Source organism: Limnohabitans sp., assembly GCF_040400975.1.
Taxonomy (GTDB): domain Bacteria; phylum Pseudomonadota; class Gammaproteobacteria; order Burkholderiales; family Burkholderiaceae_C; genus Limnohabitans_A.
The window spans coordinates 273,687-291,346 of sequence record NZ_JBBAPF010000001.1; the positions used below are offsets into that span (position 1 = coordinate 273,687).

The following is a 17,660-nucleotide window of genomic DNA, read 5'->3' on the forward strand; positions in this document are numbered from 1 at the left end:
AACATGAGCCAACTCTGGGACACCTCTGGCATTGCGCCACAAAAAAATGTCGTCATGGCAGGAGAGACCATCCCTGCCATTTTTTGGAATGCGGTGGCCGCACGTGGCCCCAATATTTGGATGCGCCAAAAAGAACTGGGCATCTGGCGCAGTTGGACTTGGGACAAGACCGCCCAAGCCGTGCGCGAAATTGGCCATGGCCTGATGGCACTTGGCTTTGAGGCGCGGCACACCGCCTCCATCTTGTCCAACACCAACATCGAATGGGTGCTGTGCGATCTGGCCGTGCTCAGTGCCGGAGGCGTGTCCAACGGCATCTACCCCACCGACGCGCCCGAGCAGGTGCATTACCTGTGCGAAGACTCGGGTACCCGCGTGCTGTTTGTCGAAGACGACGAGCAGCTCGACAAAGCCTTGGCCGTGCGTGACAGCTTGCCCTTGCTGCAAAAGATCGTGGTTTTCGACATGGAGGGTCTGCGCGACTTCCAGGATCCCATGGTCATCAGCTTGAAACAGCTGCAAAGCTTGGGCCGCGAGCACGCCCAACAACACCCCGACATGCTCATGCAGCGCAGCGCTGCCTGCAAGCCCGAAGAGCTGGCCATTTTGGTCTATACCTCGGGCACCACCGGCAAACCCAAGGGGGGCATGCACAGCCACCACGGGCTGGTTTTCACAGTGCGGGGCTACAACACCTTGATTGCCCGAGATGAGCGCGACGAGTGCATGTGCTTCTTGCCGCTTTGCCACATTGCCGAGCGCATGGGGGGCGAGTATTTCTCGATGTACACCGGTGCCAAACTCAACTTTGTGGAGAACCCCGAAACCGTGCCCGAAAACGTGCGCGAAATCGCACCCACCGTGTTCACGGCTGTGCCCCGCGTGTGGGAAAAGTTTTACTCGGGCGTGATGATCGCCCTCAAAGAGGCCGGGGGGCTGCAGCAAGCTGCATACGGCTGGGCCATTGGCGTGGGTCAGCAGGTGGCCGATTTGGTCTTGGCTCAAAAGCCGGTTCCTGCCAGCCTCAAGCTGCGTTTTCATGTGGCCCGCTTGCTGGCGCTGAACAACGTGCGCAAGATGATCGGCATCCACCGCGCGCGCTTTTTGGTCACGGGTGCTGCGCCCATTTCCCCCGATTTGGTGCGCTGGTACTTGGCACTGGGCTTGCCCATGCTGGAGGTCTGGGGCATGACCGAGACCTGCGGTGCAGCCACGGGCGTACCCGCCGACCGCATCAAGCCCGGTTCGATCGGCCCAGCGGCCGAATACAACGAAATGCGTTTGGACCCGTTGACAGGCGAGATTTTGGTGCGCGGCCCCAATGTGTTCATGGGTTACCTGAACCTGCCTGAAAAAACCGCCGAGACCATCGATGCCGATGGCTGGCTGCACACGGGCGACGTGGGCGTGGTGGACGAGGAAGGGTTTTTCCGCATCACGGACCGGATGAAAGACATCATCATCACGGCAGGCGGCAAAAACATCACCCCCAGCGAGTTGGAAAACGAATTGAAATTCTCGCCCTATGTCACTGACGCGGTGGTCATTGGCGACAAACGGCCTTACCTGACCGTGATCGTCATGATCGACCAAGAGAACGTCGAGAAATACGCACAGGACAATGATGTGCCCTTCTCCAACTACGCCAGCCTCACGCACAGCGCCGAGGTGCAAAACCTGATCCAGACCGAAGTGGATCGGGTCAATAAGAAATTCGCGCGCGTCGAGCAGATCAAGAAATTCTGGTTGCTCGACACCCAGCTGAGCGCCGAAGACGAAGAACTGACCCCGACCATGAAGCTCAAGCGCAAATTGGTCGAGAAAAAATACACGCCCCAAATCGAGGCGATGTACCGCTGATTCCCCTCACTTTCCTCATCACCCTTTACACCACAGGAGACCTGCCATATGAAAATCAAACTCAGCCTCGTCGCCGCTGCGATGGTCCTGACCGCAGGCGCGGCCATGGCCCAGACGCAGGGCGTTACAAAAAATGAAATCACGCTCGGCTCGATTCAGGATTTGTCCGGCCCGCTGGCGGGCTTTGGCAAGCAAGTGCGCCTGGGCATGATGCTTCGCGTGGACGAAGCCAATGAGCAAGGCGGTATCAATGGCCGCAAGTTCAAGCTGCTGGTGGAAGACTCGGCTTATGACCCGCGCCGCGCCGTATTGGCCGCGCAAAAGTTGGTCAACCAGGACAAGATCTTTGCCATGATCGGCCACATTGGCACGGCGCAAAACATGGCCGCCATGCCCGTGCAGTTCCAGAAGAACGTGATCAACTTCTTCCCCGTCACGGCTGCGCGCGAAATGTACGAGCCTTTCCATAAGCTCAAGTACTCGTTTGCCGCCACCTATTACGATCAAATGCGCCTGGGCTTGCCCATCTTGGTCAAAGAAAAGAACGCCAAGCAAATCTGCGCGATGCACCAGGACGATGAATTCGGTCTGGAAGTGTTCCGTGGTGCCGAAGAGGGTCTGAAGTCCATCGGCATGCAGTTTGCCGAAGTCACCACTTACAAACGCGGCGCCACCGACTTTGCATCGCAAATGCAAAAGCTGGCCTCGTCCAAGTGCGACTTTGTGGTCATGGGCACCATCATTCGCGAGACCATTGGCGGCATCGCCACAGCGCGTCGCTTGGGTTTCAGCCCCACATTCCTCGGCTCCAGCGCGGCTTATACCGATCTGATTCACAAATTGGGTGGCCCCGCCATGAACGGCTTTTATGCCACCATGTCCACCCAGCACCCCTACCTGGACGAGGCTGCACAGCCCATCCGTTTTTGGGCCAACAAGTACAAGACCAAGTTCAACGAAGACCCGACCGTGTTCTCGGTCTATGGCTATAACGCCATTGACGCTTTCCTGCGCGCGGTGGAGAAAGCCGGCAACAACGTGACCACCGAGGGCATCATCAAGGCCATGGACACCATGGTGATCCCGCCCGATATTTTCGGCACTGGCGAGATGACCTTCAGCCCCACCAAGCGTTTGGGCAGCAATGCCTCGCGCATGTCGCAAATCACCGATGGCCGCTGGAAGGTCACATCCGGCTACTTCTCAGACAAAAAATAAAAAACCTGCGTCAGCGGATTCGAAACCGCCAAAACCCGAATGGGTTTTGGCGGTTTTTTTATGGTTTTTGAACACAGTGACGCGCAAGCATTCAACCCATTCCGTGCTGTTCGTAAGCCATTTAAAAAAAGCAGTTGAATACTCCCTTTTTTTCGAATTTAAAATCAATTTTATTCAGTATTTAATTTCAGTTTCTGCCCTAGACTTCAGCCCTTGCATGACCCGCAAGAATGGGTGAGCTGAGGCAGTGATGTGGGTGGGTCATCACAACAAACTGAAAGGTGTTTATGGAAACCGTGGCGCCCTTGTGGCTGTGGGTGACGTTTGCGGCCATCGTGTTGGCGTCGCTCTTTGTGGATTTTGTGGTGCTGAAAAAGCAAGGCGCACACGACATCGGCGTCAAAGAAGCGCTCAATTGGTCGCTGATCTGGATCGCCTTGAGCTTTTTGTTCAACGGCCTGTTTTGGTGGGCCATCAAGGACACCACGGGTTCGCTCGAATTGGCCAACACCAAGTCGCTGGAATTCCTGACCGGCTACTTGATCGAAAAATCACTGGCCGTCGACAATGTATTTGTCTTTTTGATGATCTTCACCTACTTCGCAGTACCTGCGCAATTCCAAAAGCGCGTTTTGATGATCGGCATTATCGGGGCCATCGTGCTGCGCACCATCATGATTTTGGTGGGTGGCTGGTTGCTCCAGCAGTTCCATTGGATCTTGTACGTTTTTGGTGCTTTCCTGATCCTCACTGGCGTAAAGATGTGGTGGGCAGCTGGTCAAGAGCCCTCCCTGGACGATAACCCTGCGCTCAAGTTGTTGCGCAGAATTTTGCCCGTCAGCAAAGACTACGATGGTGAAAAATTTTGGACCATCGAGAACGGTCAGAAAATCGCGACACCCTTGTTCATGGTGATTTGCTTGATTGCCCTGACCGACGTGATCTTTGCGGTCGACTCCATCCCCGCCATCTTCGCCATCACGACCGACCCCTTCATCGTGTTGACCAGCAACGTGTTCGCTATTTTGGGTCTGCGCGCCATGTACTTCTTGCTGGCAGCTGTGGCCAGCAAGTTCCACCTGCTGAACTACGGTTTGGCGGTCATTCTGGTCTTCATTGGCACCAAGATGTGCCTGATCGACGTCTTCAAAATCCCGGTGGGCATCTCGCTGGGTGTGGTGGTGACGATTTTGACGATCACCATGCTGCTGAGCGTGCGTTCTTCTTCCTCATCGTCGTCCAAACCATAAGGGCCTAGGGCCATTCCCGGAGATTCAACCGGGAATGGACGGGAGGCCAAGCTCAGCCTTCAATGGGCGCTGAGGGTGCTGGCCAGCAGCAAACGTTGCACCAGCGGGTGTTGCACTTTCTTTTCGGTGCCGATGGCATAGAAGTTTTCCTTCACGCCTTCGCAGGCCCCTAGTTTTTGCACCGCGTAGTGCGCCAGCAATTCGTCGTGGATGCATTCGGCGGCCGGGAACACCCCCATGCCGCTTTCTCCAAAGGTCTTGAGTAAGGCGCTGTCTTCGAACTCGCCCACGATGCGAGGGCGTATGCCTTGGTGCTCAAACCAGTGGTCCAAGCGCGTGCGCACGGCGGTGTGTTCAGTGGGCAGCAGCACGGGCACCAAGGCCAGACTGGCAGGGAATGTTTTGCGCGCAGCTTTCACCAGCGATGCGCTGCCATACCAAGACACGGCCGATGAGCCCAAGGCATGGTTGTAAAGCTTGAGGTTGGCATTGGTGGGAGCAGGGCGGTCCGACAGCACCACATCCAAACGGTGCAGCGCCAGATCACCCAACAATTCGTCAAACTCCCCTTCATGGCACAACAAGCGAAGGTGCGGCTCACCCATGACCGGTTGCATCAACTGGCGTACGACCAGTTTGGGCAAACCATCCGAGATGCCAACAGCCAAGCGCACCGTGGGTGAGCTGACGGCGTCGCGCACTTTCGAGGGCAGGTCTTCACCCAGCTGAAAAATTTGATCAGCCTGTTGCATGGCAGCCAAGCCTGCATCGGTCAAGACCAGCCCACGCCCTGCCGGCTTGAGCAAGGCATAACCGAGCGATTTTTCCAATTCACGCACTTGCGCGCTCACGGTTTGCACCGCCATGTCGAGCTTGTCGGCCGCCCGCGTGATGCCGCCTTCTTTGGCCACGACCCAAAAGTAATACAAGTGTTTGTAGTTGAAGGGCGATTTCATGCTTAGTTTTTGTGAGAGTATTTTTATTAAATTATCTGATTTTTTATGAGTCAGAAGAGGGGCTAAAGGATGAGCCGATCTAAGAAAAAACCCTAGTGTGCGGAGAGTCTGGTCGCTCACTGAAAAGCAAGAAGTCCGGATTGCACGACATTTTTGACTGAAACGCAGAGTGTTGCAGGTGACCTGTCCCGAATAGGCCATTGGTGTTGAGCTTCTGCGGTTAGATTGTGCTCAAGCACAACCGACTGCACACCATGAACCTCTTGACCGCACTGCGCCCGGGCTTTCCCATCCTGATCGGCGCTGCGCTGATGTTGTCGGTCAGCATGGGCTTGCGGCAAAGCCTGGGTGTGTTCATGCCGGCCTTGACCAAGGACATCGGCATTTCTGTGTCCGAGTTCACATTGGCCATTGCGGTGCAAAACCTGGCCTGGGGATTTTTGCAGCCATTTGCCGGGGCGTTGGCTGTGCGCATCGGGTACCGACCCCTCATGATGACCGGTGCTTTGCTGTACATCCTGGGCATGACTTTGCTGTGCCTGGCTCAGGGCTTGCTGGGCGTGATTCTGGGCGCTGGGCTTGCCATTGGTGCGGCCATGGCCTGCAACGGATCGGCCATTGCCATGGCCGTGGCCTCCAGACCGGTGTCGCCTGCCCTGCGCAGCACGGTGCTGGGCATTGTGTCCGCCGCAGGTTCTTTGGGTGCATTGATGGCGGCGCCTATCGGTCAGCTGCTGTCGCAGGACCATGGGTGGCGTGTGGGCGTGGGCGGTTTCGTCATCATGGCCTTGGTCATCTTGCCTGCAGCCTGGTATGCCGGACGGGTGGACGCCTTGCCAGTGCCGCCTTCACCGCATGGCGAAAAAAACAATGCGCTCGACATGGCCCGGTTTGCCTTGAAACACCCGCCTTTTGCGGTGATGACAATGGCCTATTTTGTGTGTGGCATGCAGCTGGTTTTTTTGACCACACATCTGCCGTCCTACCTCGATTTGTGCGGCATGGACCCGATGCTCAGCGCCCAAGCGCTGGGCATGATTGGTGGCTTCAACGTCTTGGGCAGCTTGTTTTTCGGTTGGGCGGGTGGACGTTACAACAAGCTGCTGCTGTTGGGCGGCATTTATGCGCTGCGCTCATTCGGTCTGGCTTGGTATTTTCTGTCGGTGCCAACGCCTGAGAACACGCTGGTGTTCGCCGCCATCATGGGCTTTTTGTGGCTGGGCGTGGCCCCCTTGGTGACCGGCTACATCGGTGAAACCTTTGGCCTGCGCTGGCAAGCCATGCTGGGCGGCATCGCTTTCATGAGCCACCAGCTGGGCAGTTTCATAGGGGCTTTGGGGGGCGGTCTGGTGTTCGATGCCATGGGTTCTTACAACCGGGCTGTGCAAGTGGGCGTGCTGGTGGGTTTGTTGGCCGGCATGCTGCAAATGGCTTTTGCGTTTCGCTCCGAGTTGCCCCCTGGCCAGTCCAGACCGGCCTGATTCGCACCGTTTGAGCGTGGTCTGAGCCAAGTCTCAATAGCCCAGTTGCTTGGCCGCCAGCTCTTTCATGATGTCTTCAGCCCCGCCGCCGATCATCATCACCTTGACTTCGCGGTAAACCCGCTCACTCACGGTGCCGCGCATGTAGCCCATGCCGCCCAGCAGTTGCACGGCGGCATCTGCGCAGTGCTGCAGGGTTTGGGTGGCGTGGTTTTTCAGCAGGCACACCTGCGCCACCCACTCGGCACCGGTTTGGCCTGCATCGGCTTGTTGCGTCACGGCGTCGACCCAAGCCTGGGTGGATGAAATGCGCATTTGCATGTCCATCAGTTTGTGGCGGACCGCTTGGCGTTCGATCAATGCAGCGCCAAAGGTCTGGCGCTGGCGTGCCCAGTCAAGCGCTTCGTCAAAGCAAGCCTGCGCAAAACCCAGCGCCATGGCCGACATGGCCAAGCGCTCGCCATTGAAGTTGCCCATGATCATCTTGAAGCCAGCGCCTTCGTTGCCCAGCCGATAACGCTGGGGCACGCGCACGCCGTCAAAGCGCAGATGGGCGTTGTCGGAGCTGTGCCAGCCCATTTTGTGCAGGCGGGTGCGCGAGATGCCGGGCGTGTCACCGGGCACCAAAACCATGGAGATGCCGCTGGCACCCTTGCTGGCCACATCAGTCCGCACGGCCAGCGTGATCCAGTCGGCGCGCAAGCCCGAGGTGATGAAAACTTTCTCGCCGTCGATCACATAGTCCGCGCCATCGGCACGCGCCGTGGTGCGAAGGCCCGCCACGTCGGAGCCGCCACCGGGCTCGGTGATGGCCAAGGCTGCGATGCGCTCGCCGCGCAGCACGGGGGGGACCACTTCGGCCTGCAATTCGGCACTGCCATGCGCCATGACCGGAGGCAGGCCGATGTTGAGCGAGAACAGGCTGGCCATGACGCCGCCGCTGCCGCCATAGCGTGCCAAGGTTTGCGACATCAAGTTGCGCGCTCGCCAAGGGGCGGGTGTGCCGCCCAGGTGTTCGGGGTAGCCCAAGCCCAGCAGACCCAGCTCGGCAGCTTGGGTGTAAAGCGATCGGTCAAATTGACCGGCTTCTTCCCAGGCGGGCACATGCGGGGCAATGGCCTGTTTGGCAAAACGCGCCACCGTGGCTTGCAGGCTTTGCAGGTCTTCGGTCGTGAAGTCGGGTGTGCGTTCAGCGGTGCTCATGCGGCGTCCTTCCATTGCACCAACGCCTGGCCGGGGCCCACTTGCTGGCCCACGTTGGCCGAAAGGCTGTGCACCACCGCATCGCGTGGGGCGCACAAGATGTGCTCGAGCTTCATGGATTCGATGACCAGCACGGCATCGCCTTGCTGGACCGCTTGGCCTTCTTGCACATGCAGCGCGATCAGCTTGCCGTTGAAGGGCGCACGCAAAGACTGCACGGCTTGTGCGCTGGCGCCTGTGCTGGGTGCGCTGTGGCTTTGGTCGCTCAGCCACAGCTCCAAGTTTTCTGGGCCATGCAGCTGCACATGCCACTGCACAGTGTGGGCGCCCTGGCAGGCGACGGCGCGGGCATGCCAGCGCTGGCCGTTCAGGTCGATGTGCAGCGTCTCAGCGCTGCGCGTCACGCGGGCCTGGTGTGTGGCATCGCCTGTTTGGATGCGCACTTGTCCCTGACCCCGTTCCTGCAAGTTCAGCGAGAGGGTGTCCGCACCCATGCCCATGCGCACCGGCCGTGTGAAGGGGCTGGGCATGGCGTTTGCAGGTGCTTGCCCGACATACAACACAGCCAGCGTGGCCACGGTACGGGCTTCGCTCGTGGCTGGCAGGCTTTGGCGCACCGCATCGGCATGTTCGGCTAAGAAGGGAATCAAGGCCTCGCCCGCACGGAACATGGGGTGCTTCAAGCACGCGGCCAAAAAAGCGCGGTTGGTGGGTAGGCCCAGCAAGGCGGTTTGGTCCAAGCCCGTGCCCAGGCGGTCGATGGCTTGGGCGCGTGTGGGCGCGTGGGCGATCAGCTTGCCCAGCATCGAATCGTAGTGCGGCGTGACCACCGTGCCCACATGCAGCGCATGGTCAAAGCGCAAACCTGCTGGCTCTGCAAAGGCTTGCACCGTGCCAGTCTGCGGCGTGAAGTTTTCGTCTTCGGCGCACAAGCGCACCTCGATGGCGTGGCCTCGCAGGCTCACATCGGCCTGCGCCAGCGGCAGCGGCTCTCCGCGCGCGATGCGCAGCTGCCATTCCACCAAGTCAAGGCCCGTCAGCATTTCGGTGACCGGGTGTTCCACCTGCAAGCGGGTGTTCATTTCCATCAAATAGAAAGGCTTGTCAGTTTGGGCTTCGTCCAGCAAAAACTCCACCGTGCCCGCGCCCACATAGCCCGCCGATTGCGCGAGGGCAATCGCCGCCTGCCCGAGTTGTACGCGCAGCGCAGGCGTCACGGCCGGGCTGGGGGATTCTTCGATGATCTTTTGGTGCCGCCGCTGCACCGAGCAGTCGCGCTCGCCCAAGTGGATGCAGTTGCCGTGCTGGTCGGCCATGATCTGCACCTCGATGTGGCGGGGGCGCAGCAAGGCGCGTTCCATCAACAAGTCGCCGTTGCCAAATCCAGCCAGCGCTTCGGAGCGGGCGCTGTGCACTGCGGGCAGCAGCTGCGCCATGTCGGTGACCAGGCGCATGCCGCGCCCGCCGCCTCCGGCCACGGCTTTGACCATCAGCGGCAAACCCAGCTGCTCAGCTTGTGCCTTGAAGGTGGCATCGCTCTGGTCCGCACCAAAGTAGCCCGGTAGGCAAGGAACGCCGTGTTGTTGGGCCAGCGCCTTGGCGGCCGATTTGCTGCCCAGCGCCCGGATGGCCGCTGGCGGCGGCCCAACCCAAGTCAGGCCCGCGTCGATCACCGCTTGGGCAAACTCGGCGTTTTCGCTCAAAAAACCATAGCCGGGGTGTACCGCATCGGCCCCCGTGGCCTGCGCTGCAGCCAGCAGTTTGTCGATGCGCAAATACGAGTCGGCCGACAAGGTGCCGCCCAAAGCGAACGCGGTGTCGGCTTCGTGCACATGCAAGGCGTCGCGGTCGGCGTCGGAATAAACCGCCACCGTCTGGATGCCCATGAGGCGGGCGGTGCGGATCACGCGGAGGGCGATCTCGCCCCGGTTGGCGATCAGCAATCTCGTGACCTTATGGGGCAAAGTGGAAGACAAGCTGGTGGTCATACGGTGTCCTTGCCAGAAAGTGTCCAGGGCGCGGGCTGTTTGCGTGCAAACGCGGCCAAGCCTTGAGCCGCCTCGGCGCTGCGCAAGCTGTGCGCAAAGGCTTGTGCAGCGGCATCGCGCAAATCTGGCACCGGGTCGCGCAGCTGCCGCAGCAATTGTTTGGTGCTGGCCACCGCGCCGGGTGCTGAACGCATGAGGCGCGTCAGCGTTTTTTGCCAGGCTTCATCGGTGTCTTGTTCGATCACCTCGTTCACCAAGCCCACTTGTTGCGCTTGTGCTGCGGTGTAGCTCAGGCCTTGCAACAGACATTGGCGTGCGGCGCTCTCGCCCAGGCGTTGCCACACAAAAGGCGCGATTTGTGCTGGCGGCAAGCCCAGCGTGACTTCGGGCGTGCCCAGCACCGAGCGGGCTGTGGCCACCACATGGTCGGCGCAGCACACCAGGCCAAAGCCGCCGCCCATGGCCGCGCCATCGACCCGGCACACCAAGAGCTGGGGCAGAGCGCTCAAAGCATGCAGCAGGTCACCGAAGCTTTTGTTCATGGCCAGCAGCGGGTCGGTCTGACCCGCCTGCAGGGGCTGGCCGATCAGGTTGGCAAAGCCACCCAAACTGCCGCCCGCACAAAAGGCACCGCCTGCGCCGGTCAGCACCACGATGCGCAGCGTGGCGTCTTGCGCGGCCCGCGCACAGGCTTGCAGCAAACCGTCTACCACCGCGTCGCTCAAGGCGTTCCGCGTGGCCGGGTCGTTCATCGTCCAGGTCTCGACTGCGCCTTGGCGCTCGATCAACAAAGTGCTGCTCATTTCTGCTGCCGCTTGGCAATGCCCATCATCTTGGCCAGGATGCCGAGCATCACCTCGTCTGCGCCGCCACCGATCGAGGCCAGGCGGCCATCGCGGTACATGCGCGAGACCTTGTTCTCCCAGGTGAAACCCATGCCACCCCAGAACTGCAAACAGGTGTCGGGCACAGTGCGGTTCAAACGGCCTGCTTTGAGCTTGGCCATGGTCGCCCATTCGGTCACGTCTTCTCCGGCCACGTAATGCTCGCAGGCCTGGTAGGTCAGGGCGCGCAGGCTTTCCACCTCGGCTTTGAGTTCGGCCAGTTTGAACTGCACCCACTGTTGGTCGGCCAAGGTGGAACCAAACAGCTTGCGCTCTTGCGCCCACTCCACCGTCCACTGGATGCAGTTGGTCAGCGACTGCAGCGTGCTGGCCGCGCACCACAGGCGCTCTTCCTGAAACTGCTGCATCTGGTAGATGAAGCCCTGCCCCTCGGCCCCGATGCGGTAGCGCTGGGGCACGCGCACCTCGTCAAAATAAATCAAGCCCGTGTCGCTGCTGTTCATGCCGATCTTTTTGATCTTCTTGCCCACTTCGATGCCGGGCAGCAGCTTGCCGTTTTCGCGCATGGGCACCATGACCAGGCTTTTGTTTTTGTGGATGGGTCCTTCACCGGTGTTGATCAGCATGCACATCCAGTCGGCCTGCAGGCTGTTGGTGATCCACATTTTTTGACCGCTGATCACGTAGTCGTCGCCGTCTTTGCGCGCCACGGTTTTGATGCCCGCCACATCGCTGCCTGCACCCGGTTCGCTCACGCCAATGCAGCCCACCATGTCGCCCGCAATGGCCGGGGCCAGAAACTGCGCACGCAACTCGTCGCTGCCAAAGCGCGCCAATGCGGGCGTGGCCATGTCGGTCTGCACGCCAATGGCCATGGGGATACCGCCGCAATCGATGTGCCCCAGCGCCTCGGCCATGGCCATGCTGTAGGAATAATCCAAGCCCGCGCCGCCATAGGCCTCGGGCTTGGTCAGGCCCAAGAGCCCCAAGTTGCCCATCTTCTTGAAAACCTCGTGCGCCGGAAAAATCTCGGCCGCTTCCCATTCGTCCACATGGGGGTTGATCTCGGCTTCGATGAAGCGCTTGAGCGTGTTCTGGATCTCGCGGTGTTCGTGGGTGTATTGCATGGTGGGTCTCCGTTGGGCTTGTTTCACATGCGCGCCACGCCAAATGTGCTGGCGCGGGGTTGGCGGGCTGTCGCTTCAAAGCAGGTGTCTAGGCAAAAGCTCAGCACGCTGCGGGTGTCACGCGGGTCGATCACGCCGTCGTCGAGCACCAGACCGCTGGTGTAGAAGGCGTCGGCCTGGGCCTCGAACAGGGCCACGATCTTGTCGAACTGGGCCTGCATCTTGTCGGGGTCAGGCGTGATGCCTTTGCGGGCCATGCCGGCTTCGGCCACGATCTGCATGGTGCGGGCGGCTTGCTCGCCGCCCATGACGGCCGTCTTAGCGCCCGGCCAGCTGAACAAAAAGCGCGGTGCATATCCCCGCCCGCACATGCCGTAATTGCCCGCACCAAACGAGGCGCCGCACTGGATGGTGATCTGCGGCACGGTGGCGCTGGTCACGGCCTGGATCATCTTGGAGCCGTGCTTGATCATGCCGCCTTGCTCGCTGTCTTTGCCCACCATGTAGCCCGTGGTGTTTTGCAGGTAAATGATGGGATGACCCAGTTGGCACATCCACTGGATGAAGTGCGTGGCCTTGTTGGCGCCGGCCACATCAATCGGTCCGTTGTTGCTGATGATGCCCACCGCATGGCCGCCGATGCGCGCTTGCGCGCACACGGTGGCCGCACCAAACAGGGGCTTGAACTCCAGAAAATCCGAGTCGTCCACCAGCCGCAAGATGACTTCGCGCATGTCAATCGGTTCGCGGTGGTGGGCAGGCATCAGGCCCAGCAACTCTTCGGCTTCCCAGCGTGGGGGCTTGGCCTCTCGCTGTGCCTGGTGCGCAGCCCAGTCCCAACGCGCCACCACATCCCGGGCCGTGCCCAGCGCGTGGCGGTCGTCTTCGCACAGGTATTCGCCCAGGCCCGACACGCTGGTGTGCATCTCGGCGCCGCCCAACTCTTCTTCGTTGGCCACTTCGCCGGTGGCGGCTTTGAGCAAAGGCGGCCCCGCCAGAAACGCGCGTGACCTGCCGCGCACCATGATCACGGTGTCACTCAAGCCCGGCATGTAGGCCCCGCCCGCCGTGCCCGAGCCGTGTTGTACCGTGAGCACCGGCAGGCCTGCTGCCGACAGGCGCGCCAAGTTTCGGAACAAGCTGCCCCCCAACACAAAGCCCTCGACCTTGTATTGCATCAGATTGGCCCCGGCGCTTTCGACCAGGTGAACAAAAGGCAGTTTGTTTTCCAGGGCCAGCTCTTGCACCCGCAAAATCTTTTCTAGGCCGCGTGCCTGAATGGCTCCGGCTTCGATGCCCGAGTCGCTGGCCACCACCATGCAGCGCACGTCGGTGATGAAACCAATGCCCGCGATCATGCCGCCGCCGGGCACCGACTTGGTGGGGTCGGGGGTGTCCTGCATGAAACCCGCTAAAGCACACAGCGGCAAGAACGGCGCACCAGGGTCCAGCAGCAAGGCCACTCGTTCGCGCGGCAGCAACTGCCCGCGTTTGTCGAACACCGGTTTCGATTGGGACGAGGCCTTTGCGGCCCGCTCTTGCAAAGCTTGCCACTGCGCCAAGCGGGCCAGCGCCGCTTCGCGCCTTTGCTGCGCCACGGGGCTGTGGGGGTTCCAGGTGGATTCGAAATTCATTGGAATACCTTGGGTGTGACGGCGCGGTGAAAGCCGTTAAACGGTTTGACCGCATCGCGTGTTTGCACATCGGGCTTGGCTACGGCTTGCTGCCAGCCCATGCGCATTTGCGGGCGGGCACCGTCCACACGCAGCACGGTGCCGCTCACAAAGCTGGCGGCGGGTGAGAGCAAGAACACAATGGCCGCCGAGGTCTCGGCCTCGGTGCCAAAGCGGCCTTGCGGCACCGTGTTGCTCATTTCGCGCAACATCGGGCCCGCTTCGGCTGGGTAGTGGTCCATACCGCTGCTGGCGATGTAACCCGGTGCCACGGCATTCACGCGCACGCCTTGCGCGGCCCACTCCAATGCAGCGGTTTCGGTGAAACTGACCATGCCCGCCCGCGCCGCGCCGCTGTGGCCCATGCCGGGCATGGAACCCCACATGTCGGCCACGATGTTGACCACCGCGCCGCCGTGCGCTTGCATGCTTTGAGTGAAGCACTCGCGTGCCACCAAAAAGCCACCGGTGAGGTTGGTGTCGATGACGGCTTGCCAACCCTTGGCGCTGGTCTTGGCCAAGGGCGAGATGTATTGCCCGCCCGCGTTGTTGACCAGGCCGTGGATACGCCCATGCTGCTGCACCACCTGAGCCACCAGGGCTTTGACATCGTCCTCGCGCCGGATGTCGCAGCTGTGCCAACTCGCCTGGCCGCCGTCACCCACGATCTCTTGCGCGGTGGCTGTCAGTTTGTCGGGGTTGCGGCCCACCAGCACCACATGTGCGCCCAGACTGGCCAGTTCGTGCGCGGTACAGCGGCCAATGCCCGAACCGCCGCCCGTGACCAGGATCACTTGGCCCCTGAGGAGCCCGGGTGCAAATACAGATCGGTAAGGCGTGGGTGTGGTCATGTGGGGTCTCTCAAAAACAAGGCCAGTGCGGCATCGGTCAAATCGTCCAGCGAGGCGCGTGGTGGGCTTTTGGGCGTTGTTTGGGGGGATGCTTTGGCTGCACGGTTGGCTGCTGTTGGAGTTGGCGGCTGATACCACTGCACCGCCCAGTTCAGTGCGCCAAAAATCATCAAACGCGCCAGCTGCACCGGGGCCTGCAATTGGCCACTGGCGTGCAGCGCTTGCAGCACAGGCGACCAGGCGGCTTCGTAGTCGTCTTTGATTTGTGTGATGGTCTGGCGCTGCTCGGCATTGAGTGATCGCCATTCGTACAGCATCACCGGGATGAAATCGCTGTCGGGCCCCAGCAGCACATCGAACTGGTTGCGGATCAGGGCACGCAGTTGTTCGCGTGGCGGCAGGTCATCCGGCAGACCCGCGCGGGCGGTTTCTTGGCGCTGGCTGGCCTGCTTCATGCCTTCGACCATCACCGCCAACAACAGGTCTTGTTTGTTGCCGAAGTGATAAAACGGCGAGCCCGGCTGCATGCCTACCAGCGCTGCGATTTCGCGTGTGCTGGTGGCGTCATAACCCTTGCGGTGAAACAGCTGCGCTGCTGCCGAGATGAGCGCCTGACGCCGGTTGCCGTCGTCGCGCTCGCCCTCGGTCTTGCGTGGGCGACCGCGTGCGCGTTTGGGTTCAGCCAACTCAGCCATGCGATCAGCGGCCCGCCAAACCCATGCTGCGCGAGATCACTTCTTTCATGATCTCGTTGGTGCCGCCGTAGATGCGTTGCACGCGGGCGTCGGCATAGGCGCGGGTGATGGGGTATTCCCACATGTAGCCGTAGCCGCCATGCAGTTGCACACACTCGTCCATCACCTTGCATTGCAGGTCCGAGCACCAGTACTTGGCCATGCTGGCGGTGGCGGTGTCGAGTTGGTCTTGCAGCAGCAGTTCAGAGCATTTGTCGACAAACACACGCGCCACCTGAACCTCGGTCTGCAATTCGGCCAGGGTGTAGCGGGTGTTTTGGTAGTTGCCCACGGCTTGACCAAACACCTTGCGGTCTTTCACGTACTGCACCGTCCAGTCGATGGCCGCTTGTGCAGCGGCAATCCCACCAATCGCGATTTGCAAACGCTCCCAAGGCAGCTGCTCCATCAGGCAAATGAAGCCCTTGCCCTGCATGGCCGTGCCGCCCAGCAGCTGGTCGGCGCTGACCTTCACATTGTCAAAAAACAATTCGGAGGTGTCCTGCGCTTTGAGGCCCAGCTTCTTCAAGCGCTTGCCTTTTTCAAAGCCCGGCATGCCGCGCTCGATCAAAAACAAGCTGGTGCCCTTGGCTCCGGCGGCCGGGTCGGTCTTGGCCACCAGGATCACCAGGTCGGCGAGCCAGCCGTTGGTGATGAAGGTCTTGCTGCCGTTGATCAGGTAAGTGCCATCAGGCTGGAGCATCGCTGTCGTTTTGACGCCCTGCAGGTCCGAGCCCGCTGCGGGTTCGCTCATGGCAATCGCGCCCACCATCTCGCCGCTGGCCAGCTTGGGCAGGTACTTTTGCTTTTGGGCTTCGGTGCCGTAATGCAAGATGTAGGGCGCGACGATCTCGCTGTGCAGGCCATAGCCAATGCCAGTGAAGCCTGCGCGTGAGAGTTCTTCCATCTGTACCACCGAATACAGCTTGTCGGCATCCGAGCCACCGTAGGCCTCGGGCAGGGTCATGCACAAAAAGCCGTTTTCACCGGCTTTGCTCCAGACGGCGCGGTCCACATAGCCCTGCTCTTCCCAGGCGTCGTGGTGGGGGGCGATTTCCTTGTCCATGAAGCGGCGAAAACTGTCTCGGAAGGCTTCGTGGTCAGCGTTGAAAAGTGTGCGTTCGATCATGGCTGTCACCTGTTGGACTGAAGATTAAAGATTTATACAAAGCGTTTGCTTGGTAAAAGTCTATACTGTTTAAAAACCCCCGCAACACAGGGCAAACCCCCTGATGACCCCCAGGAGACAGCATGAGCGAAGCATTTGTTTATGACGCCATACGCACCCCGCGTGGCAAGGGTAAAAAAGACGGCAGCCTGCACGAGGTCAAACCGATCAGCCTGCTCTCAGGCGTGTTGCGCGAGCTGCAAAGCCGCAACGACCTGGACACCGCTGCGGTGGACGATGTGGTCATGGGCGTGGTCTCGCCCATTGGCGAGCAGGGCGCGGTCATCCCCAAAGTGGCTGCCTTGGCTGCAGGCTGGGATTGGCGCTGCTCGGGCGTGCAGCTCAACCGCTTTTGCGCCTCGGGCCTGGAAGCGGTCAACACCGCGGCCATGAAGGTGCGCAGCGGCTGGGAGGACCTGGTCGTGGCCGGGGGCCTGGAGAGCATGAGCCGTGTGCCGATTGGCTCGGACGGCGGCGCATGGGCGCAAGACCCCGAGACCAACAGCGCCACGCTGTTTGTGCCCCAAGGCATTGGCGCCGATTTGATCGCCACCATGAGCGGCTTCAGTCGTCACGATGTCGACGCTTTCGCGGTCGAGTCGCAAAAGCGCGCCACGGCCGCGCGTGCGGCGGGTTACTTCGATGGCTCTGTCGTGCCTGTCAAAGACAAGCTCGGCCAGGTCATCCTGGCGCAAGACGAATTCATCAAACCCAGCACCACGGTGGAAACACTGGGCGGCCTCAAAGCCTCGTTTGAACAACTGGGCGCCATGGGCTTTGACGCAGTGGCCCTCCAGCGCTACCCGCAGGTCGAGCGCATCCACCATGTGCACCACGCAGGCAATTCGTCCGGCATCGTGGACGGTGCGGCGGCGGTGCTGATCGGTTCGGAAGCCGCGGGCAAAACCCATGGCCTCACACCGCGTGCCCGCATCGTGTCAGTGGCTTTGTCGGGCGCTGACCCCACCATCATGCTGACAGGCCCCATGCCCGCTGCCCGCAAGGCGCTGGCCAAGGCGGGCCTCACGATTGACCAGATCGATTTGTTCGAGATCAACGAAGCCTTTGCCGCTGTGCCCATGAAGTTCATGCAAGAGATGCATGTGCCGCACGACAAGGTGAACGTGAACGGAGGCGCGATTGCCATGGGCCATCCGCTGGGGGCCACAGGCGCAATGATTTTGGGCATCCTGATTGACGAGTTGCACCGCCGCCAACTGCGCTACGGCTTGGCCACTTTGTGTGTGGGCGGCGGCATGGGCATTGCCACCATCGTTGAACGCGTTTGACCGGGGAGACACCATCA

General features: G+C 60.7%; 14 protein-coding genes. 5 read left to right on the plus strand and 9 right to left on the minus strand.

Features of this window, described 5'->3' with window-relative positions; all coding sequences use genetic code 11:
* Positions 1–3: 3 nt before the first annotated feature.
* From ABWQ00_RS01435 to ABWQ00_RS01445, 3 genes are all read left to right on the plus strand, one after another.
* Positions 4–1,860 carry an AMP-dependent synthetase/ligase gene (locus ABWQ00_RS01435; protein ID WP_353236877.1) on the plus strand — a complete coding sequence of 619 codons (1,857 nt, stop codon included), beginning with the start codon at positions 4–6 and terminating at the stop codon, positions 1,858–1,860.
* 48 nt (positions 1,861–1,908) lie between these two features.
* Positions 1,909–3,078 (plus strand): ABC transporter substrate-binding protein, encoded by a 1,170-nt coding sequence (locus ABWQ00_RS01440; RefSeq protein WP_353236878.1) that lies wholly within the window; start codon positions 1,909–1,911, stop codon positions 3,076–3,078.
* A gap of 287 nt (positions 3,079–3,365) precedes the next feature.
* Complete coding sequence (locus ABWQ00_RS01445) at positions 3,366–4,328, plus strand: TerC family protein (RefSeq protein WP_353236879.1); 963 nt, start codon at positions 3,366–3,368, stop codon at positions 4,326–4,328.
* 59 nt (positions 4,329–4,387) lie between these two features.
* Here the strand turns inward: ABWQ00_RS01445 and ABWQ00_RS01450 are convergent, their stop codons facing one another.
* Positions 4,388–5,284, minus strand: coding sequence for a LysR family transcriptional regulator (locus ABWQ00_RS01450; RefSeq protein WP_353236880.1), 897 nt, complete (start codon positions 5,282–5,284; stop codon positions 4,388–4,390).
* A 254-nt stretch (positions 5,285–5,538) separates the two neighbouring features.
* On the opposite strand from ABWQ00_RS01450, the gene ABWQ00_RS01455 reads away from it, so the two are divergent.
* Positions 5,539–6,765, plus strand: a complete 1,227-nt coding sequence (locus ABWQ00_RS01455) for an MFS transporter (protein WP_353236881.1) — start codon at positions 5,539–5,541, stop codon at positions 6,763–6,765.
* 33 nt (positions 6,766–6,798) lie between these two features.
* On the opposite strand, the gene ABWQ00_RS01460 is transcribed toward ABWQ00_RS01455, so the two are convergent.
* The 8 genes from ABWQ00_RS01460 to ABWQ00_RS01495 are packed head-to-tail and all read right to left on the minus strand — an operon-like array spanning position 6,799 to position 16,315.
* Positions 6,799–7,968 (minus strand): acyl-CoA dehydrogenase family protein, encoded by a 1,170-nt coding sequence (locus ABWQ00_RS01460; protein WP_353236882.1) that lies wholly within the window; start codon positions 7,966–7,968, stop codon positions 6,799–6,801.
* Positions 7,965–9,956 (minus strand): ATP-binding protein, encoded by a 1,992-nt coding sequence (locus ABWQ00_RS01465; RefSeq protein WP_353236883.1) that lies wholly within the window; start codon positions 9,954–9,956, stop codon positions 7,965–7,967. Before ABWQ00_RS01465 ends, ABWQ00_RS01460 begins: the two co-directional genes overlap by 4 nt.
* On the minus strand, positions 9,953–10,759 hold the full coding sequence (locus tag ABWQ00_RS01470; RefSeq protein ID WP_353236884.1) for an enoyl-CoA hydratase/isomerase family protein: 807 nt from the start codon (positions 10,757–10,759) through the stop codon (positions 9,953–9,955). Before ABWQ00_RS01470 ends, ABWQ00_RS01465 begins: the two co-directional genes overlap by 4 nt.
* Positions 10,756–11,928, minus strand: coding sequence for an acyl-CoA dehydrogenase family protein (locus tag ABWQ00_RS01475; RefSeq protein ID WP_353236885.1), 1,173 nt, complete (start codon positions 11,926–11,928; stop codon positions 10,756–10,758). The genes ABWQ00_RS01470 and ABWQ00_RS01475 overlap by 4 nt, the downstream gene beginning before the upstream one ends.
* A gap of 23 nt (positions 11,929–11,951) precedes the next feature.
* Complete coding sequence (locus ABWQ00_RS01480) at positions 11,952–13,562, minus strand: acyl-CoA carboxylase subunit beta (protein WP_353236886.1); 1,611 nt, start codon at positions 13,560–13,562, stop codon at positions 11,952–11,954.
* Positions 13,559–14,452: an SDR family oxidoreductase gene (locus ABWQ00_RS01485; protein ID WP_353236887.1), complete on the minus strand. Its 894-nt coding sequence runs from the start codon at positions 14,450–14,452 to the stop codon at positions 13,559–13,561. The genes ABWQ00_RS01480 and ABWQ00_RS01485 overlap by 4 nt, the downstream gene beginning before the upstream one ends.
* Positions 14,449–15,147 carry a TetR/AcrR family transcriptional regulator gene (locus ABWQ00_RS01490; protein ID WP_353236888.1) on the minus strand — a complete coding sequence of 233 codons (699 nt, stop codon included), beginning with the start codon at positions 15,145–15,147 and terminating at the stop codon, positions 14,449–14,451. Before ABWQ00_RS01490 ends, ABWQ00_RS01485 begins: the two co-directional genes overlap by 4 nt.
* A gap of 4 nt (positions 15,148–15,151) precedes the next feature.
* The gene (locus ABWQ00_RS01495; RefSeq protein ID WP_353236889.1) at positions 15,152–16,315 is read right to left on the minus strand and encodes an acyl-CoA dehydrogenase family protein; all 1,164 of its coding nucleotides are present in this window, start codon (positions 16,313–16,315) and stop codon (positions 15,152–15,154) included.
* A 122-nt stretch (positions 16,316–16,437) separates the two neighbouring features.
* On the opposite strand from ABWQ00_RS01495, the gene ABWQ00_RS01500 reads away from it, so the two are divergent.
* On the plus strand, positions 16,438–17,643 hold the full coding sequence (locus ABWQ00_RS01500) for an acetyl-CoA C-acetyltransferase (protein WP_353236890.1): 1,206 nt from the start codon (positions 16,438–16,440) through the stop codon (positions 17,641–17,643).
* The last annotated feature ends 17 nt before the right edge of the window (positions 17,644–17,660 follow it).

Coding starts and splice junctions, on each gene's coding strand:
- ABWQ00_RS01465 (WP_353236883.1), bottom strand. CDS start 9,956: ATGACCACCAGCTTGTCTTCCACTTTGCCCCATAAGGTCACGAGATTG.
- ABWQ00_RS01475 (WP_353236885.1), bottom strand. CDS start 11,928: ATGCAATACACCCACGAACACCGCGAGATCCAGAACACGCTCAAGCGC.
- ABWQ00_RS01485 (WP_353236887.1), bottom strand. CDS start 14,452: ATGACCACACCCACGCCTTACCGATCTGTATTTGCACCCGGGCTCCTC.
- ABWQ00_RS01490 (WP_353236888.1), bottom strand. CDS start 15,147: ATGGCTGAGTTGGCTGAACCCAAACGCGCACGCGGTCGCCCACGCAAG.
- ABWQ00_RS01470 (WP_353236884.1), bottom strand. CDS start 10,759: ATGAGCAGCACTTTGTTGATCGAGCGCCAAGGCGCAGTCGAGACCTGG.
- ABWQ00_RS01450 (WP_353236880.1), bottom strand. CDS start 5,284: ATGAAATCGCCCTTCAACTACAAACACTTGTATTACTTTTGGGTCGTG.
- ABWQ00_RS01440 (WP_353236878.1), top strand. CDS start 1,909: ATGAAAATCAAACTCAGCCTCGTCGCCGCTGCGATGGTCCTGACCGCA.
- ABWQ00_RS01500 (WP_353236890.1), top strand. CDS start 16,438: ATGAGCGAAGCATTTGTTTATGACGCCATACGCACCCCGCGTGGCAAG.
- ABWQ00_RS01435 (WP_353236877.1), top strand. CDS start 4: ATGAGCCAACTCTGGGACACCTCTGGCATTGCGCCACAAAAAAATGTC.
- ABWQ00_RS01480 (WP_353236886.1), bottom strand. CDS start 13,562: ATGAATTTCGAATCCACCTGGAACCCCCACAGCCCCGTGGCGCAGCAA.
- ABWQ00_RS01460 (WP_353236882.1), bottom strand. CDS start 7,968: ATGAGCACCGCTGAACGCACACCCGACTTCACGACCGAAGACCTGCAA.
- ABWQ00_RS01445 (WP_353236879.1), top strand. CDS start 3,366: ATGGAAACCGTGGCGCCCTTGTGGCTGTGGGTGACGTTTGCGGCCATC.
- ABWQ00_RS01495 (WP_353236889.1), bottom strand. CDS start 16,315: ATGATCGAACGCACACTTTTCAACGCTGACCACGAAGCCTTCCGAGAC.
- ABWQ00_RS01455 (WP_353236881.1), top strand. CDS start 5,539: ATGAACCTCTTGACCGCACTGCGCCCGGGCTTTCCCATCCTGATCGGC.